The 21,218-nt window shown below is 36.5% G+C and carries 19 protein-coding genes; 13 read left to right on the forward strand and 6 right to left on the reverse strand.

From position 1 onward, the window contains the following. Positions 1-2: 2 nt before the first annotated feature. Positions 3-443, reverse strand: coding sequence for a GPW/gp25 family protein (locus BLR30_RS05060; RefSeq protein WP_089855702.1), 441 nt, complete (start codon positions 441-443; stop codon positions 3-5). Positions 444-1,085: 642 nt separating this feature from the next. On the opposite strand from BLR30_RS05060, the gene BLR30_RS05065 reads away from it, so the two are divergent. Beyond that, a complete protein-coding gene (locus tag BLR30_RS05065; protein ID WP_089855705.1) occupies positions 1,086-1,466 on the forward strand; it encodes an HU family DNA-binding protein in 381 nt (126 codons plus the stop codon). A 79-nt stretch (positions 1,467-1,545) separates the two neighbouring features. Here the strand turns inward: BLR30_RS05065 and BLR30_RS05070 are convergent, their stop codons facing one another. Beyond that, complete coding sequence (locus BLR30_RS05070) at positions 1,546-3,408, reverse strand: endonuclease (protein ID WP_089855707.1); 1,863 nt, start codon at positions 3,406-3,408, stop codon at positions 1,546-1,548. Positions 3,409-3,600: 192 nt separating this feature from the next. Here BLR30_RS05070 and BLR30_RS05075 point away from each other — a divergent pair, with 192 nt between their 5' ends. The 6 genes from BLR30_RS05075 to BLR30_RS05100 all read left to right on the forward strand — a co-directional run bounded on the left by BLR30_RS05075 (position 3,601) and on the right by BLR30_RS05100 (position 9,950). Continuing rightward, on the forward strand, positions 3,601-4,740 hold the full coding sequence (locus tag BLR30_RS05075; RefSeq protein ID WP_089855710.1) for an acyl-CoA dehydrogenase family protein: 1,140 nt from the start codon (positions 3,601-3,603) through the stop codon (positions 4,738-4,740). Between the two features lie 214 nt (positions 4,741-4,954). Further along, positions 4,955-7,885, forward strand: coding sequence for a reprolysin-like metallopeptidase (locus BLR30_RS05080; RefSeq protein WP_089855713.1), 2,931 nt, complete (start codon positions 4,955-4,957; stop codon positions 7,883-7,885). A gap of 219 nt (positions 7,886-8,104) precedes the next feature. Next, a complete protein-coding gene (locus BLR30_RS05085) occupies positions 8,105-8,572 on the forward strand; it encodes a pyrophosphohydrolase domain-containing protein (protein WP_089855716.1) in 468 nt (155 codons plus the stop codon). Between the two features lies 1 nt (position 8,573). Continuing rightward, positions 8,574-9,140, forward strand: coding sequence for a TlpA family protein disulfide reductase (locus BLR30_RS05090; protein ID WP_089855719.1), 567 nt, complete (start codon positions 8,574-8,576; stop codon positions 9,138-9,140). Between the two features lie 3 nt (positions 9,141-9,143). Then, positions 9,144-9,749, forward strand: coding sequence for a DUF4230 domain-containing protein (locus BLR30_RS05095; RefSeq protein ID WP_089855724.1), 606 nt, complete (start codon positions 9,144-9,146; stop codon positions 9,747-9,749). A gap of 12 nt (positions 9,750-9,761) precedes the next feature. Beyond that, a complete protein-coding gene (locus BLR30_RS05100; RefSeq protein WP_089855727.1) occupies positions 9,762-9,950 on the forward strand; it encodes a hypothetical protein in 189 nt (62 codons plus the stop codon). Positions 9,951-10,107: 157 nt separating this feature from the next. On the opposite strand, the gene leuB is transcribed toward BLR30_RS05100, so the two are convergent. The 4 genes from leuB to BLR30_RS05120 all read right to left on the reverse strand — a co-directional run bounded on the left by leuB (position 10,108) and on the right by BLR30_RS05120 (position 14,623). Then, a complete protein-coding gene (leuB, locus tag BLR30_RS05105; protein ID WP_089855729.1) occupies positions 10,108-11,229 on the reverse strand; it encodes a 3-isopropylmalate dehydrogenase in 1,122 nt (373 codons plus the stop codon). Continuing rightward, positions 11,219-11,821 (reverse strand): 3-isopropylmalate dehydratase small subunit, encoded by a 603-nt coding sequence (gene leuD, locus BLR30_RS05110; protein WP_089855731.1) that lies wholly within the window; start codon positions 11,819-11,821, stop codon positions 11,219-11,221. The genes leuB and leuD overlap by 11 nt, the downstream gene beginning before the upstream one ends. A gap of 221 nt (positions 11,822-12,042) precedes the next feature. Beyond that, a complete protein-coding gene (leuC, locus tag BLR30_RS05115) occupies positions 12,043-13,425 on the reverse strand; it encodes a 3-isopropylmalate dehydratase large subunit (RefSeq protein ID WP_089855735.1) in 1,383 nt (460 codons plus the stop codon). A gap of 34 nt (positions 13,426-13,459) precedes the next feature. Beyond that, positions 13,460-14,623, reverse strand: a complete 1,164-nt coding sequence (locus BLR30_RS05120) for a 2-isopropylmalate synthase (protein WP_089855740.1) — start codon at positions 14,621-14,623, stop codon at positions 13,460-13,462. Between the two features lie 147 nt (positions 14,624-14,770). Between BLR30_RS05120 and BLR30_RS05125 the strand changes: the two genes are divergently transcribed. From BLR30_RS05125 to BLR30_RS05150, 6 genes are all read left to right on the forward strand, one after another. Then, a complete protein-coding gene (locus BLR30_RS05125; protein ID WP_089855744.1) occupies positions 14,771-16,315 on the forward strand; it encodes a hypothetical protein in 1,545 nt (514 codons plus the stop codon). Between the two features lie 162 nt (positions 16,316-16,477). Further along, positions 16,478-18,397, forward strand: a complete 1,920-nt coding sequence (gene thrS, locus BLR30_RS05130) for a threonine--tRNA ligase (protein WP_089855747.1) — start codon at positions 16,478-16,480, stop codon at positions 18,395-18,397. Positions 18,398-18,475: 78 nt separating this feature from the next. Beyond that, complete coding sequence (gene infC / locus BLR30_RS05135; RefSeq protein WP_083862283.1) at positions 18,476-19,036, forward strand: translation initiation factor IF-3; 561 nt, start codon at positions 18,476-18,478, stop codon at positions 19,034-19,036. 211 nt (positions 19,037-19,247) lie between these two features. Then, the gene (gene rpmI, locus BLR30_RS05140; protein ID WP_002979658.1) at positions 19,248-19,445 is read left to right on the forward strand and encodes a 50S ribosomal protein L35; all 198 of its coding nucleotides are present in this window, start codon (positions 19,248-19,250) and stop codon (positions 19,443-19,445) included. Positions 19,446-19,565: 120 nt separating this feature from the next. Then, entirely contained in the window at positions 19,566-19,910 is a 345-nt protein-coding gene (gene rplT / locus BLR30_RS05145; protein WP_089855750.1) for a 50S ribosomal protein L20, read from the forward strand. Positions 19,911-19,996: 86 nt separating this feature from the next. Continuing rightward, positions 19,997-21,172, forward strand: coding sequence for a M28 family metallopeptidase (locus tag BLR30_RS05150; RefSeq protein WP_089855753.1), 1,176 nt, complete (start codon positions 19,997-19,999; stop codon positions 21,170-21,172). Positions 21,173-21,218 lie beyond the last annotated feature (46 nt).

The raw sequence follows: 21,218 nt of genomic DNA on the forward strand, positions 1-21,218 counted from the left end.
AATTAATCAATTGACATCGGGCTCAGGAATAACTCTGTCGAAAAGCTGAAACGCTCTCCTGTCGCCTCCATTTTGGCATTGATGGCAATTTTTACTTTCTTTTTGATTTCGGTATGTTCTTTTGTATCGTAAGTATGCTCCACAATCTGAATATGGGCATCGATCTGTGGATGAATGATCCTGGGTTCGTATTCCAGTATCTGCCTTTTGAGGCTTTTGATGAAAACATTTTCCCAGACAGCGCTGGTAATTCCGTTATCAAATTCCAGATTCCAAACGTCGTTTCCGTAATTTTCATCATATCTGTTTTCGCCTTTCTTGGTAGTAATCAACAGCATAATATTATGGGCAATACTTTCTCCCATGTCGCAGGTGTCGATACTTCCTCCCTCCGTCATTAAGGTAGACGGAACGAAAGGCATTCTGTAATTTGGTGTGTCCATAATTCTGCTTCTTTATTACTTCATAATAGCCGATTGCTAGAACAGAATACCAAATTAATCATTTTTCACGAAATATAATATGCTCGTATGGTAAAATTGATTAATATTTCTAAAAAAAATGATATAAGATCTTTTTTAAAAGCCTCAATGATGTAACCCATTTTTTTATTTGTTTTGAGATGGGTGTTTAATTTTTTTGAATGTTTAAAATGCTTTTGACTTTAATAAAAAAACAAGACAGGAGAAGACATTTTTTTTAAATAAACGGAGCCGCAATTTCTTTTTTGGAGTAAAAAGAAAATGATAATGCTGTTATTGCTTTTTCGAGTGTCTGTCAATCTTTACAAAAACCTTCACATAAGCCTATTTCAGGCTACTTTGGATGATTTAACCGAATAAAAAAAAGTTGTTCGCTTTATTCTCCCCAAAATTTATATGGATAAATTGTAAAAATCATCCATATAAATTGACAAAGTTATCCATATAAATTTCCGAAATCATACAGGTAAATTTCCGGGCTTATGCAAATAAGTATGAAAAAACGAAGCCTTATTTTTTGTCAGGAATAATTTTGTGGTATCTGTTTTTTTTATACATTCGTACTCAAAATACAAATTGTTTAACTTTTTAAAATGAAAAAAAATGCCTATTACATTTAATGTTATTTCAAGAAAGAATCCCATGTCTCCTAGTGACCCTCCGAAATTTTACGCCGACATTGTAGGAAACGGACAAACGACCTTAGACGATCTTGCGAAATATGCATCTACCATTTCTACGGTTTCCAAAGCTGATATCTTAGCCGTGCTGGAAAGTACATTTTCCAAAATAGCCGATGATGTTGCCGATGGCAAAATAGTGTACGTTGGTGAGTATTTCACACTGCAAGCCGGAGGCTCCAGTATTGGAAAAGAGACCGAAGCAGAAGTAAATGCCTCATGCATCACCACTCTGAAAACAATCTTTCGCCCGGGTAAGCTCATCAAAGATGCCATGAAGCTTGCAGAGGTTAAAAAGAAATAATAAGGAAAAAAGAAACCGGCAGAAGTCTGAGACTTCTGCCGGTTTTGTATTTGTAATGGGTGAACTTTACTTAAAAATCCTATTTTTTAATGAATTGATATACTTTATCATCAATTTTCAGAAGATAAGACCCCGGCACAAGATTCTGAACAGAAATACTCTTTTTATTTCTGAAAGGTTGTTTTTCAGAATACACCTGCTTTCCTGAAAAATCTATAATTTGTGCAGATTGTATATTTTCCGTTTTTCCATCTATAAAAATCTGATCCTGGACAGGATTTGGATACATTCTGAATGCGCTTACCGATGAAGTAAGATCAGAAGTGGAAAGCGTTCCTAAGCTCTGGCAATAATCACTCGGATAAGAATCCCATTCATTGCTGTTAAATGTAGCAGTAGGCTGGCTGATGTTGGCTTTTCTGTATAAAGAAACATTGGCTAACGCTGAAGAATTGTTGGTACTAGTAACCCCCAGGGCATCTACCGTTGAACTTTTATATCGTAATTCCAGATACTGGCTTCCTGAAAAAGTAAGCTGCGGTGCTGCTGTTGCAAATTTTGCCTGACTGGTTGTGTAACATGAGAAGTTGGCATTCGGATTTAAAATAACAAACGTTTCATTGTTCTGAATGATGCCTTCAAGTTCGTATGGCGCAGGGAAATAATAATTGCTTCCGCTTGGAAACTGAATAGAAAGCCTGTAGTTATTTAAATTTACGGCATGACCTGTCTTGTTGGTAATCTCTAAGGCTTTATTGTTTGAACTCCCTTCAAGATATTTGGAAATATAAAGATCTTTAGCATACATATCTGAAGCTAATGTTGTTGCAGAAGCCGTATTGCTGTCGGAAGAAAGCAGATAGCCATTGTCGTATGCTTTTACGGTAAAGTTATAGGTTGTGGAAGGACTCAGGTGGTCTACGGTAAACGTTGTATTTCCTGTTGCTCCTACTAAATTTCCGTCTTGGTAGATCTTATATCCGATAACGTCTGTGCTTGCACTCGGCGACCAGCTTACCGTAGTAAAGTAAGCACTGTTCTGTGTGACGGTAAGATTTGAAGGACTTTGAGGTACCACCGTATCGGGAGTCTGATTCCAAATGGCATTTACCCATGAAGGATTGTCTATAAAGGGATTTCTGTTTTTCTGTAATGCATATACCGCATTATTTCTGTCGATTTCTCTTTGAGAAACAGGATCCTGCTGATGCCACTGAAGAAGCATTGCGATATAAGCAGGGTCATAAGCACGTTCTTCTGTTCCGTCCAACGGATTAGTGTCAGAAGCAGGATTGGTATTATTGTTAAAGTTAAAAGTGTCAAGTTTTCCTTGGTATCTTACGGCAAAGTAAAGCAGACTTCTGGCAACATCACCTTTAAATTCATCAATTGGCTCATATACACGTCCTGTATAAGCAACACCGGGAATAGCACAATTGCCGATTCTCGATGAATTGGTGAAGGTATAATATATCGTAGAACCCACCATTCCGTAAGGATAATTACTTCTAAGCTGATTGATTTTGGCATCGGTAGGCACTACATAAAATAGATCAGAGTACATCGGGTAATTACTGTAAAATGTACTTTGAGGCATCATATGTTCCCTGTTCCAGCCAGCACCTTCTGCTCCGGCGCTGCCGATGATCTGCGCGGAAGTATATTCATAAGCATCCGGACCGGTTGGGATTTCAGAATAGATATCTAATAGTAAGGTTGTATTTTCAGAACCGTGATCGTAATATTTATCCAAGTCTGTCTGATTATAAAAATCGGGCAAATCTCCATAATGCCAGTTTATATTTTTTTCCGAGATAATATCATGGAGTTTTGATTTTAAGGCATATCCTGATAAACCTGATGTTCCGTCGTAATATCCTACAGGTGCCTGGGCTGCAAAATATGATGATATAAGAATTATAGGAAGTAGAATTTTTTTCATGCTATAAAAATTGGATGGCTAAAATAGTAAATTAATTTGCCTAAAGTTCAGGATTTTTTATTAAAAAATGATTAATTATTAGAATATAAAAAACTGAAAACTAAAAATTTGTGAATAACTTACCATGCATAAAATAATTTTTTTGGACGTTCCGTCAATTTGGTTATCTTTGGGAACTAACTATATATCTATATGAATACAGAGACTATTGACAACATTAAAATGATAGCGGAAACAGCAAGAGAGTTTGCTGAAAAGAATATTAGGCCTAATATTATGGAGTGGGATGAAAGTCAGACTTTCCCAAAAGATTTGTTTCATGAGTTAGGAGAAATGGGGTTTATGGGAATTGTTATTCCTGAGCAATATGGTGGTTCCGGTCTTGGATATCACGAGTATGTTACCATTCTGGATGAGATCTCCCAGGTTGATCCTTCTATCGGACTTTCCGTAGCAGCACACAATTCACTTTGTACCAATCATATTTATGAATTCGGAAATGAAGAGCAGCGAAATAAGTGGCTTCCGCAGCTGGCATCAGGAAAAGTGATCGGTGCGTGGGGATTAACGGAACATAATACAGGCTCCGACTCCGGAGGAATGTCTACGACTGCCGTAAAAGACGGTGATGAATGGGTTATCAACGGTGCTAAAAACTTTATTACGCATGCTATTTCCGGTGATATTGCTGTGGTGATGACAAGAACAGGGGAAAAGGGTGCGAAAAACAACTCTACCGCATTTGTATTAGAAAAAGGAATGCCGGGCTTTTCTTCCGGGAAAAAAGAAAATAAACTGGGAATGAGAGCTTCCGAAACCGCAGAATTAATCTTCGACAACGTTCGCGTTCCGGATTCTCATCGTTTGGGAGAAGTAGGTGAAGGCTTCAAACAAGCCATGAAAATCCTTGACGGAGGAAGAATTTCTATCGCGGCTTTAAGCTTAGGAACAGCAAGAGGAGCCTATAAAGCAGCTTTAAAATATGCTAAAGAAAGACATCAGTTTGGGAAATCAATTTCAGAATTCCAGGCTATCAACTTTATGCTTGCTGATATGGCAACTGAAATTGATGCATCAGAACTGTTGATCCAAAGAGCGGCTACATTAAAAAATGCCAAACAGAAAATGACTAAAGAAGGCGCAATGGCTAAACTTTATGCTTCCGAAGCGTGCGTAAGAATTGCTAATAATGCAGTTCAGATCTTCGGAGGCTATGGATATACAAAAGATTTCCCTGCGGAAAAGTTCTACAGAGATTCTAAATTGTGTACAATCGGTGAAGGAACTTCGGAAATTCAACGTTTGGTCATTGGAAGAGATATCACCAAATAGGTGACTTAAAAAATTAGAATTATATCATTAAAAAGTGAATAGCACACGCATTTAGCGTGTGTTATTTTTATTTAAACAATAGAGTATTTATGGTTATTATTCAATGTAATACATAATTATTTATATCTAATATCTAAAATTATCTTAAAAAATTTTGTTTTTCGTAATATAATTTTTATTAGATTTGTTATTCCACAATCAAAAAAGAATATATATGAAAAAACAATTATCATTGTTAGGAATGCTATTCCTTTCCGGTATTTCTTTCGGTCAGACAGACCGTCTATGGTCAGCAGGTTCAGAAAAAACAACTTCTGAGATCTTTGAGAATAAAAGCAATATCATTAATCCCAGAATTTACAGTCTCGATATTAACGGATTAAAAAATGTACTCGCTAAAGCGCCTAAAAGACTTGCAGCCGGAGAGAAATCAGAAATAATCATTTCTTTTCCGAATGCTGAAGGAAAGATGGAAAATTTCAAGATCAGAGAAAACTCCAATTTCGATCCTCAGCTTGCAGCCAAATATCCTGATATTAAATCATATGTTGGAGAAGGCCTGGAAAATTCTTCTTCAACCGTTTATTTCAGCGTTTCTCCGCTAGGACTTTCATCCATGGAAATCTACGGTGACAAATCTGCGGTTTTCATTGAACCCTACACAAAAGATCTTTCTACTTATGTCGTTTATAAAAAATCTGACAAAAAGGATAATCTTGATAAATTCGAATGCACCGTTCTTGATGTTGCCCAGAAAGGAGCTGCAACGTCAAGCGACATAACAGCAAGACCTAATGCTGATGATGCTAAATTAAGAACTTTTAGACTGGCATTATCCTGTACAGGAGAATACACAGCCTACTTCGGAGGGACAAAAGCAAATGCTTTAGCCGCAATGAACAATACAATGACCCGTGTAAACGGAGTTTTTGAAAAAGATTTTTCGGCAAGAATGGTTCTGATTTCCAATAATGATTCTGTAATCTATACCAGCGCATCATCAGATCCCTACTCTTCAGCTTCACAAATGAATAACTGGAATTCTCAATTACAGTCTACTTTAACATCCGTTATTGGTGAAGCCAACTACGACATCGGTCACCTTTTCGGAGCTACAGGTGGTGGTGGAAATGCGGGATGTATCGGTTGCGTATGCACCAACGGATCTAAAGGAAGCGGATACACTTCTCCGGCAGACGGAATTCCTTCGGGGGATAATTTCGATATTGATTATGTAGCACATGAGATGGGCCATCAGTTTGGAGGAAACCATACTTTCTCTATGAGTAATGAAGGAACCGGTGCCAATATGGAACCAGGATCAGGATCAACCATTATGGGATATGCAGGAATTACAAGTCAGGATATTCAGCAGCATTCTGATGCTTTCTTTCATGCGATCAGTATTCAGCAGATTACCAATAATATTAAAGCTAAAACCTGTCCTGTCAGTACAAATACCGGGAATTCAATCCCTACAGCCAATGCAGGATCAGATTATACCATACCGAAAGGAACGCCATTTATGTTAACAGGAACGGGAACGGATGCCAATGGTGATTCTTTAACTTATATCTGGGAGCAGATGGATAATGCTTCGTCATCTCAAACGGGATCGAGTTCAGCAGCGAGCGCCACCAAATCTTCAGGGCCAACTTTTAGATCATGGACTCCACAAACAAGTCCGGTAAGATATTTCCCAAGAATGGCATCTGTGCTAGCCGGAGCTACGACAACAGCCGGCTCGGAAATTACTGTGGAAGCTCTGTCTAATGTTGCAAGAACTTATAATTTTAGATTTACCGTTCGCGACAACAGAGCCGGCGGATCCGGAAACAATTCGGATGATGCGGTAATTACCGTAAACGGAACAGCAGGACCTTTCAGTGTAAGCTCACAAAATTCAGCAACAACATATACCGGAGGAACTTCACAAACGGTAACATGGAACGTAGCAGGAACTACCGCAAACGGTGTAAATGCTGCTAATGTTGATATTCTTTGGTCTACAGACAGCGGAAATACCTGGACTACTCTACTCGCAGGAACGCCTAACGATGGTTCTCAGGCAGTAACGATTCCTAATTCGTCTACTACGACCGGAAGAATTATGGTAAAAGGATCCAATCATATTTTCTTTGATGTTAATAACGCCAATATCACAGTAAATGCAGGATCCGGAACAGCAGACACAACCGCTCCGACAGCACCAACTTTAACTGCTTCAGGGACTACTTCAACAAGCACAAATTTATCATGGTCTGGCGCAACGGATAATGTGGCGGTGACAGGTTATAATGTTTACCAGGGAACTTCACTGATCGGTTCTACAGCATCAACTTCTTATACCGTAACAAGCCTTACTCCTTCTACAACATACAGTTTCTCTGTAAGAGCAAAAGATGCAGCGGGAAATATTTCATCTTCCAGCAATACTGTAAGCGTAACAACACTCGCAGGAAGTACGGTTTCTTATTGCTCAGCCTCAGCTACCAATACAGCAGATGAGAGAATCGGTAACGTAAAATTCGGAACAATTAATAATACTTCCACAGGAACATCCGGTTATGAAGACTTTACTTCAGTTTCTACAAGTGTTACCAGAGGGACATCTTACACCATTTCTGTAACTCCAGTGTGGACATCAACTATCTACAGTGAAGCTTACGCTGTTTATATCGATTACAACGGAGATGGAGATTTTTCAGACAGCGGAGAACTGGCATGGTCTAAAACAGGATCAACCACAAGTCCGGCAACTGGTTCTATCACAATTCCTTCAACAGCAACATTGGGAACTACAAGAATGCGCGTCATGATGAAATACAGTTCTCTTCCTTCATCGTCTTGCGGTAATTACACCTACGGACAGGTAGAAGATTATACTTTAAATATTGTATCATCCGGAAGAAGTGAAACAGATACTAAAGATCTCATCACAGATATTAAATTGTATCCTAACCCTGTAAAAGACATTTTATATATCTCAAATACGAAAGCGGAAGATTACAAGATCTTCGACATGGGTGGAAAACTAATCAATTCAGGAAAACTTGAAAGAGGTTCTGTAAATGTGAGCGGCCTTATCAAAGGGGCTTATTTGATTCAGATCGACGGAACTTCCAAGAGATTCATTAAAAACTAATAGCTTATTCAATTAAACCTTGAGAAAAAGGCTGTCCGGAAACGGGCAGTCTTTTTTATGGGTAATGAGTAATAAATGGTATTTCTTTAATGACTAAAAATAAAAGTTCATTATTGACAATTGACAACTAATCATTTTTCATTAAATCGTAAAAACCTAAGTCATGAATCCATATTTCTGAAACCTTATTTTTATCTTTGCCATAAATAAAAAAAATTCATGGATAAAATTGACAGTCTGAACCAGGTAGCAGAATTCCACACCACTTTTAAAGCCCCTATTTTAGAAACTCCGCAAATTCCTTCACCTGAAAGATGCAATCTGAGAGTAGAACTTTTACAGGAGGAACTGAACGAATTGAAACAGGCTATTGCCGATAATAATATCGTAGAAATTGCCGATGCATTGTGTGATTTGCAGTATGTTTTAAGCGGTGCGGTTCTGGAATTCGGGCTTGGCAATAAATTTGTAGAGCTTTTCAACGAAGTTCAGCGATCCAATATGTCGAAAGCGTGTGATAATGAAGAGCAGGCCCAGGAAACTGTTGAATTCTACAAAGCAAAAGACGTAGAATCTTTTTATGAAAAATCCGGTGAAAAATTTAATGTTTACAGAAAAGCAGATCATAAGGTTCTGAAAAATAAATATTATTCTCCGGCGGATTTAAAAAACATTATTGAAAAATAACATGAAAAAAATTATTACAAATCTTGTTGTCTTTTCAGCTTTATTAATGACAGTTCAGCAAATTTCTGCACAGAAAGTTGTTGTCGGGCGTGAAGTGGAAACCACCAGCGATGGTAAAATGCTTTTAGGAAACCAGCTTAAAGAAAAATTTCTTGAAGCTCCGTATGCAGACTGGTACGTGAAAGAACATGACGAGTATGCGCTTGATCAGAAGGCTATCAGCGAACTCAGAAAACATAAAATTAATAGTTATAATATTGTCGTTTTTATGGGAACCTGGTGCGAAGACAGCCATAGAGATTTCCCAAGGCTGATGAAAATTCTTGAGGAGGTTAAATATCCTGAAAGTAAACTTACTATTATAGCTGTAAACCGCAAAAAAGAATCGCCTACGGGAGATGAAGCACGCTATAATATTCAGAAAGTTCCTACGATCATTTTAGAAAGATATGGTAAAGAAGCCGGAAGAATCATAGAAATGCCTACTACCGGATATATTGAAAGGGATCTGGTTGAAATTTTAAAAAAAGATGATACATCAGTAATCAAAGAAATTTTTAACAAATAAATCTTGAGAAATTTAAAAATAATATTACCGTTTCTGGCGGGTGTCATTTTAATGCTCATCCTGTTTTTCAGCTTCAGATCTTGTTTGAATCCTGCTGAGAAAACCGAAAAATCAGATTATTATATTCTGACCAATCAGATTTCAAAGATGAATAAAATGGTGGTGCTTGAGCAAAATACTTCATCAATACAGAAAACCAAAATGGGTTATAAATTTTTCGGAAAGGAAGTATCCAGCAACAGCATTATTACCTACACCAAAACCAATGCGCAGGTTTCTTATGATCTTAATAAGATGAAAATTGATGTTGATTCGATTAATAAAAAACTCATTATTACAGAATTGCCGGAAGCAGAAATAAGAATTACCCCAAGTGTTGAAATTCAATCTCTTGATGATTCTTTTTTTAACCGAATTTCTGAAAAAGACATTAAAAATGTAACGCAAAAGGCTAAGACTACAGCTATTAATTCAATCGATCAAAACAAGCTGAGAAACGAAGGTCGCCAACAATTAATGGAAAATCTTAATACTATTTTTGTTTTGGCAAAGGCTTTGAATTACAAGATAGAAGACCAGACCGGAAAGCTGGGTATTCTAAAATTGTAAAACGTAAAAGCTATGGATTCACAGGAAAAAGACAAAAAGCAAGAATCTGCAAACGCTGCAGAAACAAAAAAACAAAATCAGGATTTCCCTAATATTCCTGCATCATCAAAAAAGACAAATCCTTCTGATGTAGATAAAGAAGATGTTCAGAAATCTTCAAAAAACAATACATCCGGTAAGACCGACAATACAGAAGAATAAAAATAAAAGGTTCCGCGTCAAAAGAAACGGAACCTTTTTTCAGAAAAAAAATATACAAATAAAAATCAAACCGAAAGAAATTCGCTCCGCCTTATGAATTTATGGACTTCTTCACTATTATCTAATTTTAAGCGAAGCGAAATTTGTATTGATAAAATCACACAATCGTAGATTTTCCGAGCTTTACATTTTCAAAATTGTAATATGATTTCTCGGAATATTTAATAAAATCTGCAATAAAACTTCCTACTTCACTTGTAGAATAAGGTTGTTCAGCATTCAGATCTACCGTTACGTATTTATTTTCAATGGCATGTTCTACAGACTGTCTCAATTTCTCTGCAGCTTGCTCAAGTTTTAAATAATCAAGCATCATCGCCGTACTCAGAATAGAAGCAATCGGATTGGCAATTCCTTTTCCTTTTGCCTGCGGATAAGAACCATGAATGGGTTCAAACAGTGCATTTCCATTACCTATCGAAGCCGATGGGAGGAGACCGATAGAACCGCCGATTACGCTTGCTTCATCCGAAATAATATCACCAAACATATTCTCTGTTACAATAACGTCAAACTGTTTTGGATTCAGAATTAGCTGCATGGCAGCATTATCAACAAACATAAAATCAAGTTCAACATCAGAATATTCTACTGCAATTTCTTTACATATTTTTCTCCACAGCCTTGAAGTATCCAAGACATTCGCTTTATCAATCAAAGTCAATTTTTTCCTGCGCTTTTGTGCTTCCTGAAAAGCCATGTGAACAATCGGGGAAATTTCATCACGATTGTATTTACAAATATCATAAGCGTAACCAGCTTCTTCATCGGTAAATTTTTCGCCAAAATAAATTCCGCTCACTAATTCCCTGAAAATCTGAATATCAGTCCCTTCAATAATTTCTTTTTTTAAAGGACTCTTCTCAATCAGAGAACTGTATGTTTTTAAAGGCCTAATATTTGCAAAAAGGCCAAGTTCTTTACGAAGCTTCAGCAACCCCTGTTCAGGACGTACTTTTGCGTCAGGATTATTATCAAAAGAAGGATCTCCGATCGCTCCGAAAAGCACCGCATCAGATTCTTTACAAATTTGCAGCGTTTCATCCGGCAGCGGGTTTCCTGTTTTATAAATCGCTTCAGCACCCATCAATCCGTACTTAAATTCAAATTCGTAGTGAAAAGCTTCCGCGATCGCATCTAAAATTTTAATGCTTTCATTTACTACTTCCGGTCCGATTCCATCTCCCGGAAGCACTGCAATTTTAAAGTTAGTTTTCATAAACTTTTTGTGTTTTTTTTAATTCAAACTCATTAATAGCCTGTTTTTTACTGATTAAAAAGTCGATATCATCGTAACCGTTCAACAGGCATATTTTTTTATAAGAATCTATTTCAAAATTTTCTGTTTTGTCGTTAAAAGTAATCGTTTGTTTTTCAACATCTACAAAAATTTCTTTTTCAGGATTTGCTGTAATATCATTTAAAATTTCCTTTAAAAAACTTTCAGAAACTTTTACCGGCAACAAACCGTTATTCAATGCATTCCCTTTAAAAATATCTGCAAAAAAGCTGGAAACAACGACTTTAAAACCATAATCCGTCAGCGCCCAAGCTGCATGCTCACGGCTGCTTCCACAACCGAAATTGTTTCCCGCAACCAGAATTTCTCCTGAATATTTCGGATTGTTTAAAACGAAATCGATGTTGGGTTCATTTGTGTGAACATCATAACGCCAGTCTCTGAAAAGATTTTCGCCAAACCCTTTTTTATTGATACTTTTTAAAAATCTCGCCGGAATAATCTGATCCGTATCTATATTTTCTACCGGCAAAGGAATCGCCGTGGATTTTATTGTGATTAATTTTTGCATTTTTTCTGAATCAATTAGCTTTAATTATTTATTAATTTTTCAGGAGCTTATCCCGCTATCCACTCATACTCCTCGCTCCATGGCTTTTGCCTTCACCTGCTGTGGGGTAACCGTTTCTATCGGGGCTAGGAAAGTGAATCGTGAATTTCACTTGTGAGTCAATAGTCAATCTAAAAATTCACCATTGACAATTCATTTACGAAGTAAAATTCACTTTATCATCAGTTTTCAAAAACCGAAATTTTTCCTTCGATAGCGACTTTTGCGGCAGTCAACGGACTTGCCAGAATTGTTCTTGCGCCTTGCCCTTGTCGTCCTTCAAAATTCCTGTTGGAAGTCGATACACAATATTCACCTTCCGGAATTTTATCATCATTCATCGCTAAACATGCTGAACATCCCGGCTGTCTTATCTGGAAGCCTGCCTCGTTGAAAATTTGATCTAAGCCTTCTTCAAAAATCTGTTTTACAACCTGTTGTGAACCCGGAACAATTAAAGCCTGCACATGTTCTGATTTTCTTTTTCCTTTAATATAATTTGCTGCAGACCGGAAATCTTCAATTCTTGCATTGGTACAGCTTCCGATGAAAACATAATTCACCTTAATATCAGAAAGTGCCTGTCCGGCTTTTAATCCCATATATTTCAGTGCCTTTTCCTCAGAATCATTCTGCGGATTCGGAATATTCTGACTGATCGAAATTCCCATTCCCGGATTGGTTCCGTACGTAACCATCGGGTAAATTTCTGAAGCATCAAAAGAAAATTCTGCATCAAAAGTTGCGTCATCATCTGTCTTCAAAGTTTTCCAGTATTCTACTTTTTCTTCCCATCCTTCACCTTTTAGTGCAAAGGTTCTTCCTTTTACGTAATTAAATGTCGTTTCATCAGGAGCAATCATTCCTCCTCTGGCACCCATTTCGATACTCATGTTGCAGACGGTCATTCTGCCTTCCATCGACATTTCTTCAAAAATATTTCCCGCATATTCACAGAAATACCCTGTTCCGCCATCGGTTCCGACTTTAGAAATGATATAGAGAATAACATCTTTTGGCTGAACGTTTTTATTTAATTTACCATTTACGGTAATTCTCATCGATTTCGGTTTATTCAACAGTAAGCACTGGCTTGCAAAAACCTGCGCCACCTGGCTTGTCCCGATTCCAAAAGCAATAGAACCGAAAGCGCCGTGAGTAGACGTATGGCTGTCACCACAGACAATGCTCATCCCGGGTTGTGTAACACCTAATTCCGGGGCGATGATGTGAACAATTCCCTGATAGGGATGACCTAAACCATACAGTTCGATATTGTTTTTCTTACAGTTTTCAGTTAGCTGTTCAACCTGATTTCTGGAAGAATCGTCGCGTATCGGTTTATCCTGATCCCACGTTGGAACGTTATGATCGGCTGTAGCCACAATTTGCTTCGGTCTGAAAATTTCTAAACTTCTGGATTCCAGTTCTGCGAAAGCTTGTGGGCTTGTCACTTCATGAATCAGATGTTTATCAATGTATATAATTTGAGGTCCGTCGGGAATTGTTTCTACTACGTGCGCATCCCAGACTTTGTCAAAAAGTGTTTTTTTATAGTTGCTCATTTTAATTATATATATCTAAAAGAAAATCAATCCTTTACCCTATTTTTCTCGTCACATTTTCGATAATTAAACTTAAATCATCGTTGTTGACTTCTTTTTTACGGTCAGCAACTTTCAAAAACTCCTGATATAAAAAGTCGAGTTCATTTTTAGTAACATCAAAACCAATATGTTTGAATCGGTAAGCCAGCGCTGACCGCCCGCTTCTTGCCGTCAATACAATACTTGAAGAACTTACACCAACTTCTTCAGGATCAATAATTTCATATGTTTCTCTGTTTTTAATCACTCCATCCTGATGAATTCCTGAACTGTGTGCAAAAGCATTGGCTCCCACAATAGCTTTGTTCGGCTGTACCGGCATTCCCATTAACTCAGAAACAAGAATACTCATAGGATTAAGCATTTTAGATTGAACATCAGTATGTAATTGTAAATGCGGATGCTGTCTGAGAATCATCACGACTTCCTCAAGAGCCGTATTTCCTGCTCTTTCTCCCAATCCGTTGATAGTGCATTCGATCTGTCGCGCTCCATTAATAACACCTGAAATAGAATTTGCGGTTGCCATCCCAAGATCGTTGTGGCAGTGACAAGAAAGAACTGCTTTATCAATTCCTTTTACGTTTTCTTTTAAATATTTTATTTTTGCGCCATATTCTTCGGGCAGACAATAACCTGTTGTATCAGGAATATTCAACACGGTTGCTCCGGCTTTTATTACCGCTTCACAAACTTTTGCCAGGTAATCATTATCTGTTCTTCCTGCATCTTCGGCATAAAATTCTACATCTTCCACAAAAGTTTTAGCATATTTTACAGCCTGAACTGCTCTTTCGATAATGTCTTCTCTGTTTGAATTGAATTTATATCTGATATGAGAATCGGATGTTCCGATACCTGTATGGATTCTTGGTCTTTTGGCGTATTTTAAAGCTTCCGCAGCGGTATCAATATCTTTCTGATTGGCTCTTGTAAGCCCACAAACTTTTGCGTTCTTTACCAGTTTTGAAATTTCTGAAACGGAATGAAAATCTCCGGGACTCGAAATCGGAAACCCCGCTTCAATAACATCTACTCCCAGCTCGTCAAGTTTCTCTGCAATGATTAATTTTTGTTCCGTATTCAATTTACAACCCGGCACCTGTTCTCCATCACGCAGCGTGGTATCAAAAATTTCAACTTTTTCGGAATTCATAATGAAGTTTTTACTTAATTTTGAATCAAAACTAGAGAGTTGAAACGTTTTTTTCTTTTCAAAGTTTATAAAAAATACAATACTCAAAATATTATTTTTTAATTACAATTATCTAATTATCAATATTTTAAATTCTATAAATTTACAATGGCAGAATTGCATAAAGATTTTTTATTTGTTTTGATTAAATCATTAACTACGTCAGAAAAAAGGCAATTTAGGCTGTATGTAAATCGTCTTGGAATTAATGTTGATGCAAAGTTTCTTCTTCTGTTTTCAGAAATTGATAAGATGAAGGAATACGATGAAAATATTATCATTGACAAGAAAATTTCGACAAAACAACAACTTTCAAACCTGAAAGCTCATCTTTACAAACAGATTCTGGTAAGCTTAAGACTTAACCCAAGTCACCAGAATTACAGAATACAACTGCGTGAGCAACTGGATTTTGCTAACATCTTGTATCAGAAAGGTCTTTATAAACAGGCTTTGAAAATTTTAGATAAAACGAAACAGTCAGCATTAGAACTTGACGAAAAAACAATTGCCTCGGAAATCATAGATTTAGAAAAAGTTATTGAATCACAATTCATTACAAGAAGTATTGAAGGTCGCGCAGAAGAACTCATCCGTCAGTCTACGGAGATCAGCAAGCAAAATCATTATGCTACAGAATTATCAAACCTTTCCCTTAAACTATACAGCGAAATGCTAACGCACGGCTATGTAAAAAACGATGAGGATCGCGCCGAGATCATGGAAATTTTTAATACTCAGATTCAGAAAATCACTTTTGAAAAATTAAATTTTACAGAAAAACTGTGGTATTTTAAAGCTCATGTCTGGAAAAATCAGTTGTTGCAGGAATATAAATATACGTTGAAATATGCGTTTCAGTGGGTTGATTTATTTCACAGGAATCCAGAAATGATAATCAGTCATCCTGTGTGGTATATCAAAGGAAATACTTATCTCCTGAAAATCCTTTTTCTCTATGGAAATATTGATATTCTGGAAAACAGTTTCAAGGAATTCAATGACAGGGTACGGTCTTCAAGTTTTGCTCAAAATGAAAATCTGCAATCTCTTATTTTTCTGACACATTACAATACATTAATGAACATTCACTTCGTAAAGGGTGAGTTCTTTTCCGGTTCAAAACTGATTCCTGAAATTGAGCTGAAAATGGAGAGACTTCGCGACAAAATCGATGAACACCATTTTATGATTTTATACCTGAAAATGGCGGCTATGTTTTTTGGCAGTAAAAAGTTTAAGGAGTCAATAAAATATTCTTTAAAGGTTATTGATTCAAAAGGAAATGTACAGGAAGATTTGCTGTTTCATACAAGGATTTTGATCTTAATGGCAAAACACGAGTCCGGAAATGATGAAGATTATGATGAATTTATTAAAGCAACATCGAAATTTGTAAAAAAGATGAAGAAGCCTGATGAATTTCATTTTGAAAGTATTAAATTCTTTAAAGATTTAAATGATGCAATGCCCGATAAACAGATAAAATCTTTTCATGAATTTGATAAAAAACTGGAACTTTTTTCCGGCAATGAGTATTACAGAAGATCCCTTTTATACATTGACATTCACGGTTGGGTAAAATCTAAAATGAGAAATGTAGATGTTATTGAAATTATTAAAGAGAAAGTTCGGTACAAGAGAAAGAATTAGATCTGTTTTTAACTTATTAATAATTAAAGCCTTGAGCAATTCACAAACATTTAAAACGTTTTTTATGTCATTTTAGTATTAAATCTGACTCCAAATATGTTTATATGTAGCGTACTAATTAAAAAAATCGTATTTTTGCATCTTAAAATTTCTTAGTAAACAATGATAAAAATTACACTTCCAGACAGTAGTGTCAAAGAATTCGAAGCGGGAGTTACTCCGCTAGACGTGGCAAAATCTATAAGCGAGGGATTGGCTAGAAATACCATTTCCGCAATTGTTAATGATAAACAAGTAGAGACGACCACGCCTATCACCACGGATTCTACGGTACAACTATTGACTTGGAATGATGATCTTGGAAAGAAAGCATTCTGGCATTCTTCTGCTCACCTTTTGGCGCAGGCAATCCTTGAATTTTATCCTGATGCTAAGTTGACCATTGGTCCTGCCATCGAAAGCGGATTCTATTATGATGTAGATTTCGGTGACGAAACTTTATCTGAAAAAGACTTCGAAAAAATTGAAAAAAAGGTATTAGAGAATGCTAAAAAAGGATCAACTTTCTCATTATATCCTGTTTCAAAAGAAGAAGCATTGAAAGTTTATGCAGATAATCCGTATAAAGTAGAATTAATTTCTAACCTTAATGACGGAGAAATTACTTTCGTAACTCATGACGATTTTACTGATCTTTGTCGTGGAGGGCATATTCCAAATACGAGTATTGTAAAAGCTGTTAAAATTTTAAATGCAGCCGGAGCATACTGGAGAGGAAATGAAAAAAATCCTCAGCTCACAAGAGTTTATGGTATTTCTTTCCCAAAGCAGAAAGAACTTACTGAATACCTAGAAAGATTAGAAGAAGCTAAAAGAAGAGACCACAGAAAACTAGGGAAAGAACTTGGGATTTTTGCTTTCTCTGAAAAAGTTGGAGCCGGTTTACCACTTTGGTTACCAAAAGGTACGGCTTTGAGGAGAAAATTAGAAAATTTCCTTTCTGATGCTCAGAAAAAAGGAGGTTATGAATTTGTAATGACCCCACATATCGGTTCAAAAGAATTGTATGTAACTTCCGGACACTGGGATAAATATGGAGCAGACAGCTTCCAGCCGATTAAAACACCGAATGAGGGTGAAGAATTTATGCTGAAGCCGATGAACTGCCCGCACCACTGTGAAATCTACAAAACCTCACAATGGAGCTATAGAGATTTACCGAAAAGATACGCAGAATTCGGGACTGTTTACCGATATGAGCAAAGCGGAGAGCTTCATGGGCTGACAAGAGTTCGTGGATTTACTCAGGATGATGCTCACCTTTTCTGTACTCCGGATCAGTTGTTGGGAGAATTTGAAGCGGTAATTGATCTGGTTTTATATGTTTTCAAATCTTTAGGTTTTGAAGATTTCATGACTCAGGTTTCGTTGAGAGATCCTGAAAACAGAGAAAAATATATAGGCTCCGACGAGAACTGGGAAAAAGCAGAAAATGCAATCATTACAGCTGCTAATAATAAAGGTTTGAAAACAGTTGTAGAATATGGTGAAGCCGCATTCTACGGTCCTAAACTGGATTTCATGGTAAAAGATGCCTTAGGTAGAAAATGGCAGCTTGGAACCATTCAGGTTGATTATAACCTTCCGGAAAGATTTGATCTGCACTATATCGGAAACGATAATGAAAAGCACAGACCGGTAATGATTCACAGAGCGCCGTTTGGCTCTATGGAACGTTTCATCGCCATCTTACTTGAAAATACTGCAGGAGACTTCCCATTGTGGTTGAGTCCGGATCAATTTATAATTCTACCAATTAGTGAGAAATATGTCGATTATTCTAAAAAAGTTTCACAATTATTAGAAAATCACGATATTAGCGGTCAGATTGATGAAAGAAACGAGAAGACAGGAAAGAAAATCCGTGATGCAGAATTAAATAAAATACCATTTATGCTGGTTGTAGGAGAAAATGAAGAGAGAGATGGCACAATTTCTGTACGCAGACGTGGTGAAGGAGATTTAGGAACGATGTCTCTTGAAGATTTCGTATCTTATTTCAAAAAAGAAGCAGCAATATAGATTTAACTAAACGATTACCAGTAATAATCAATCTTTTAGTTAATAATAAATAGAATTAACCAATAAAATTATAATACAATAGCACAAAGATTTAACAACAGGGGCCCACAAAGACGTCCTGTACAGGAGGACTTACACTTAATCAACGATAAAATTCGTGTGAGAGAGCTTCGTTTGGTGGGCGATAACGTAGAGCCGGGAGTATATCCTACAGATAAGGCAAGACAAATTGCTCAGGAGCAAGAGCTTGATCTTGTAGTAATCTCTGATAAGGCTGAACCGTTTATTGCGAGAATACTGGACTATAAAAAGTTCTTATACGAGCAAAAGAAAAAACAGAAGGAACTGAAAGCTAAGCAGGTAAAAGTGGTAGTAAAAGAGATCCGTTTCGGACCTCAGACTGATGAACACGATTACGAATTTAAAAAGAAGCACGCTGAAAAATTCCTTGAAGAAGGTTCAAAATTAAAGACCTACGTTTTTTTTAAGGGACGTTCGATTATCTTTAAAGACCAGGGAGAAATCTTACTTTTGAAACTTGCTCAGGAACTTGAGCACGTTGGAAAAGTAGATCAGCTTCCTAAGCTTGAAGGAAAAAGAATGATTATGATGATGAGTCCTAAAAAACCGGCTAAATAATCAATTTCAGATCAGTTTTGATCTGTATCAAAAATAATAAACCTCAAATTGCTTTGAGGTTTTCTATGTATTGTAAAGAGGTATTCATACTTTTAGTTTGATAAAATCCTTCTGCAATTCATATTTTTTTCGTAATTTTGCAGACTATTATCCGGACTATTCCGGAATAGTTTAAAAAGATATTGATAACAAAACAATAAAAAGCAGAACAATGCCAAAATTAAAAACGAAATCAGGTGCTAAGAAACGTTTTGCTCTTACCGGATCTGGTAAGATCAAAAGAAAAAATGCTTACAAAAGCCACATCTTAACGAAGAAAGAAACTAAGCAGAAGAGAAATCTTACTACTACTTCTTACGTAGCTAAAGTGGATGAAAAAAGCGTTCAACGTCAATTAGCAATCAAGTAGTTTTTATAAATCTAATCCGGTTTATAAGAATTCAAACAAATTCAACATTTTAACCCTGAAACGGTGCAGCCAAGTACAATGAAACAGATTGTCGCCCTTTTCAAAAAAACAATTTAAATTATGCCAAGATCAGTAAATGCCGTAGCTTCAAGAGCTCGCAGAAAGAAAATTTTTAAGCAAGCTAAAGGTTTTTTCGGTAGAAGAAAGAACGTTTGGACTGTAGCTAAAAACGCGGTAGAAAAAGCAATGCAATATGCTTACCGTGGTAGAAAAGAGAAAAAGAGAAATTTCAGAGCCCTTTGGATCATGCGTATCAATGCAGGTGCAAGAGAGCACGGAATGTCTTACTCTCAGTTTATGGGAGCTCTTAAAAAGAACAACATTGAGCTTAACAGAAAAGTTTTAGCAGATTTAGCAATGAATCACCCTGAAGCTTTCAAAGCAGTTGTAGATCAAGTAAAATAATGTAAAATTTTTGTTATCAATATAAATCCCAGGCTTTGCCCGGGATTTTTTTATTTATACATTTGCTTTCTATTAATTTTAGATACGTGAAAAAATCAGTTACCGTTTTGTTTTTGTCTTTGATTTCATTTGGATTCAGTGGACAAAGTTTTATTCAGGCTTATCAGAACAGAGCCAATCAGGTTTCACAAACCAATATAACTACCCTTCTTCAAGAGTTTGAAAATCTTGGGGTAAAAACAACGGGTTCAACAGCTAATACCAATGCGCTGAATTGGTTAAAAGCAAAATATCAGTCTTATGGTTATTCTGCCAACCAGATCACGGAAGATCCTTTTACTTTTGGAAATAATATTAGTTCTAAAAATTTAATTATTACTAAAACAGGAACACTTTACCCGAATATCTATGTGATTATCTGTGGACATTATGACACCATTGTCGGGCCGGGAGTGAGCGATAACGGAAGCGGCACATCTATCATTCTTGAAGCCGCCAGAATTTTAAAAGATATCCCTACGGAATATTCTATCAAATTTATTCACTTTTCCGGTGAAGAACAGGGATTACAGGGAAGTGCGCACTATGCCGATAATGTAGTTTTTCAGAATAATACCCGACAGCTAAATGTAAGACTGGTTTTTAATTTAGATCAGGTAGGCGGTAAAATCGGGAATAATAATAACGCTATAAAATGTGAAAGCGATCAGTCTGGCCTAACAACAAATAATGCACAGTCGCTTGCTTTTACTCAACAATTGGCTAACTGTACGACACTCTACTCTCCATTACAAACTGTCATGTCGAATGCTTATTCTTCAGATTATATCCCATTCGAGCAAAACGGTGATATCATTACAGGTTTTTATGAAAATGTAAGGAGCTATAATGAACATACCGTAAATGACACTTTTGCCAATGTAGATCCGACTTACGTATTTAACGTGGGAAAAGCAGCTGTAGGGGCATTACAGCATTTTGCTACGGCTACAACAGCATCATTGGGTACACAAGAATCAACTTTAAATTCTTTGGAATCTGTGAAAATATATCCTAATCCTACAAAAGATTACCTTAATATTGAGCTTCCGAAAGAAATTAAAAGGTTTAATGTTGAAATTACAGATATGAATGGCCGTTTAATTTTAAATAAAGAAAATGAGAATAAAATCAATGTTTCTGGATTGACAAACGGTGTTTATTTATGTAACATAAAAGCAGATGAGAAAACTGCGGTACGGAAAGTTATTATCGAAAAATAATTCAATTTAGAAATAAAAAAAATGAGGTTTCGGCGGGCTTTGCCCG

This window comes from Chryseobacterium taeanense, assembly GCF_900099685.1.
Classification (GTDB): Bacteria; Bacteroidota; Bacteroidia; order Flavobacteriales; family Weeksellaceae; genus Chryseobacterium; species Chryseobacterium taeanense.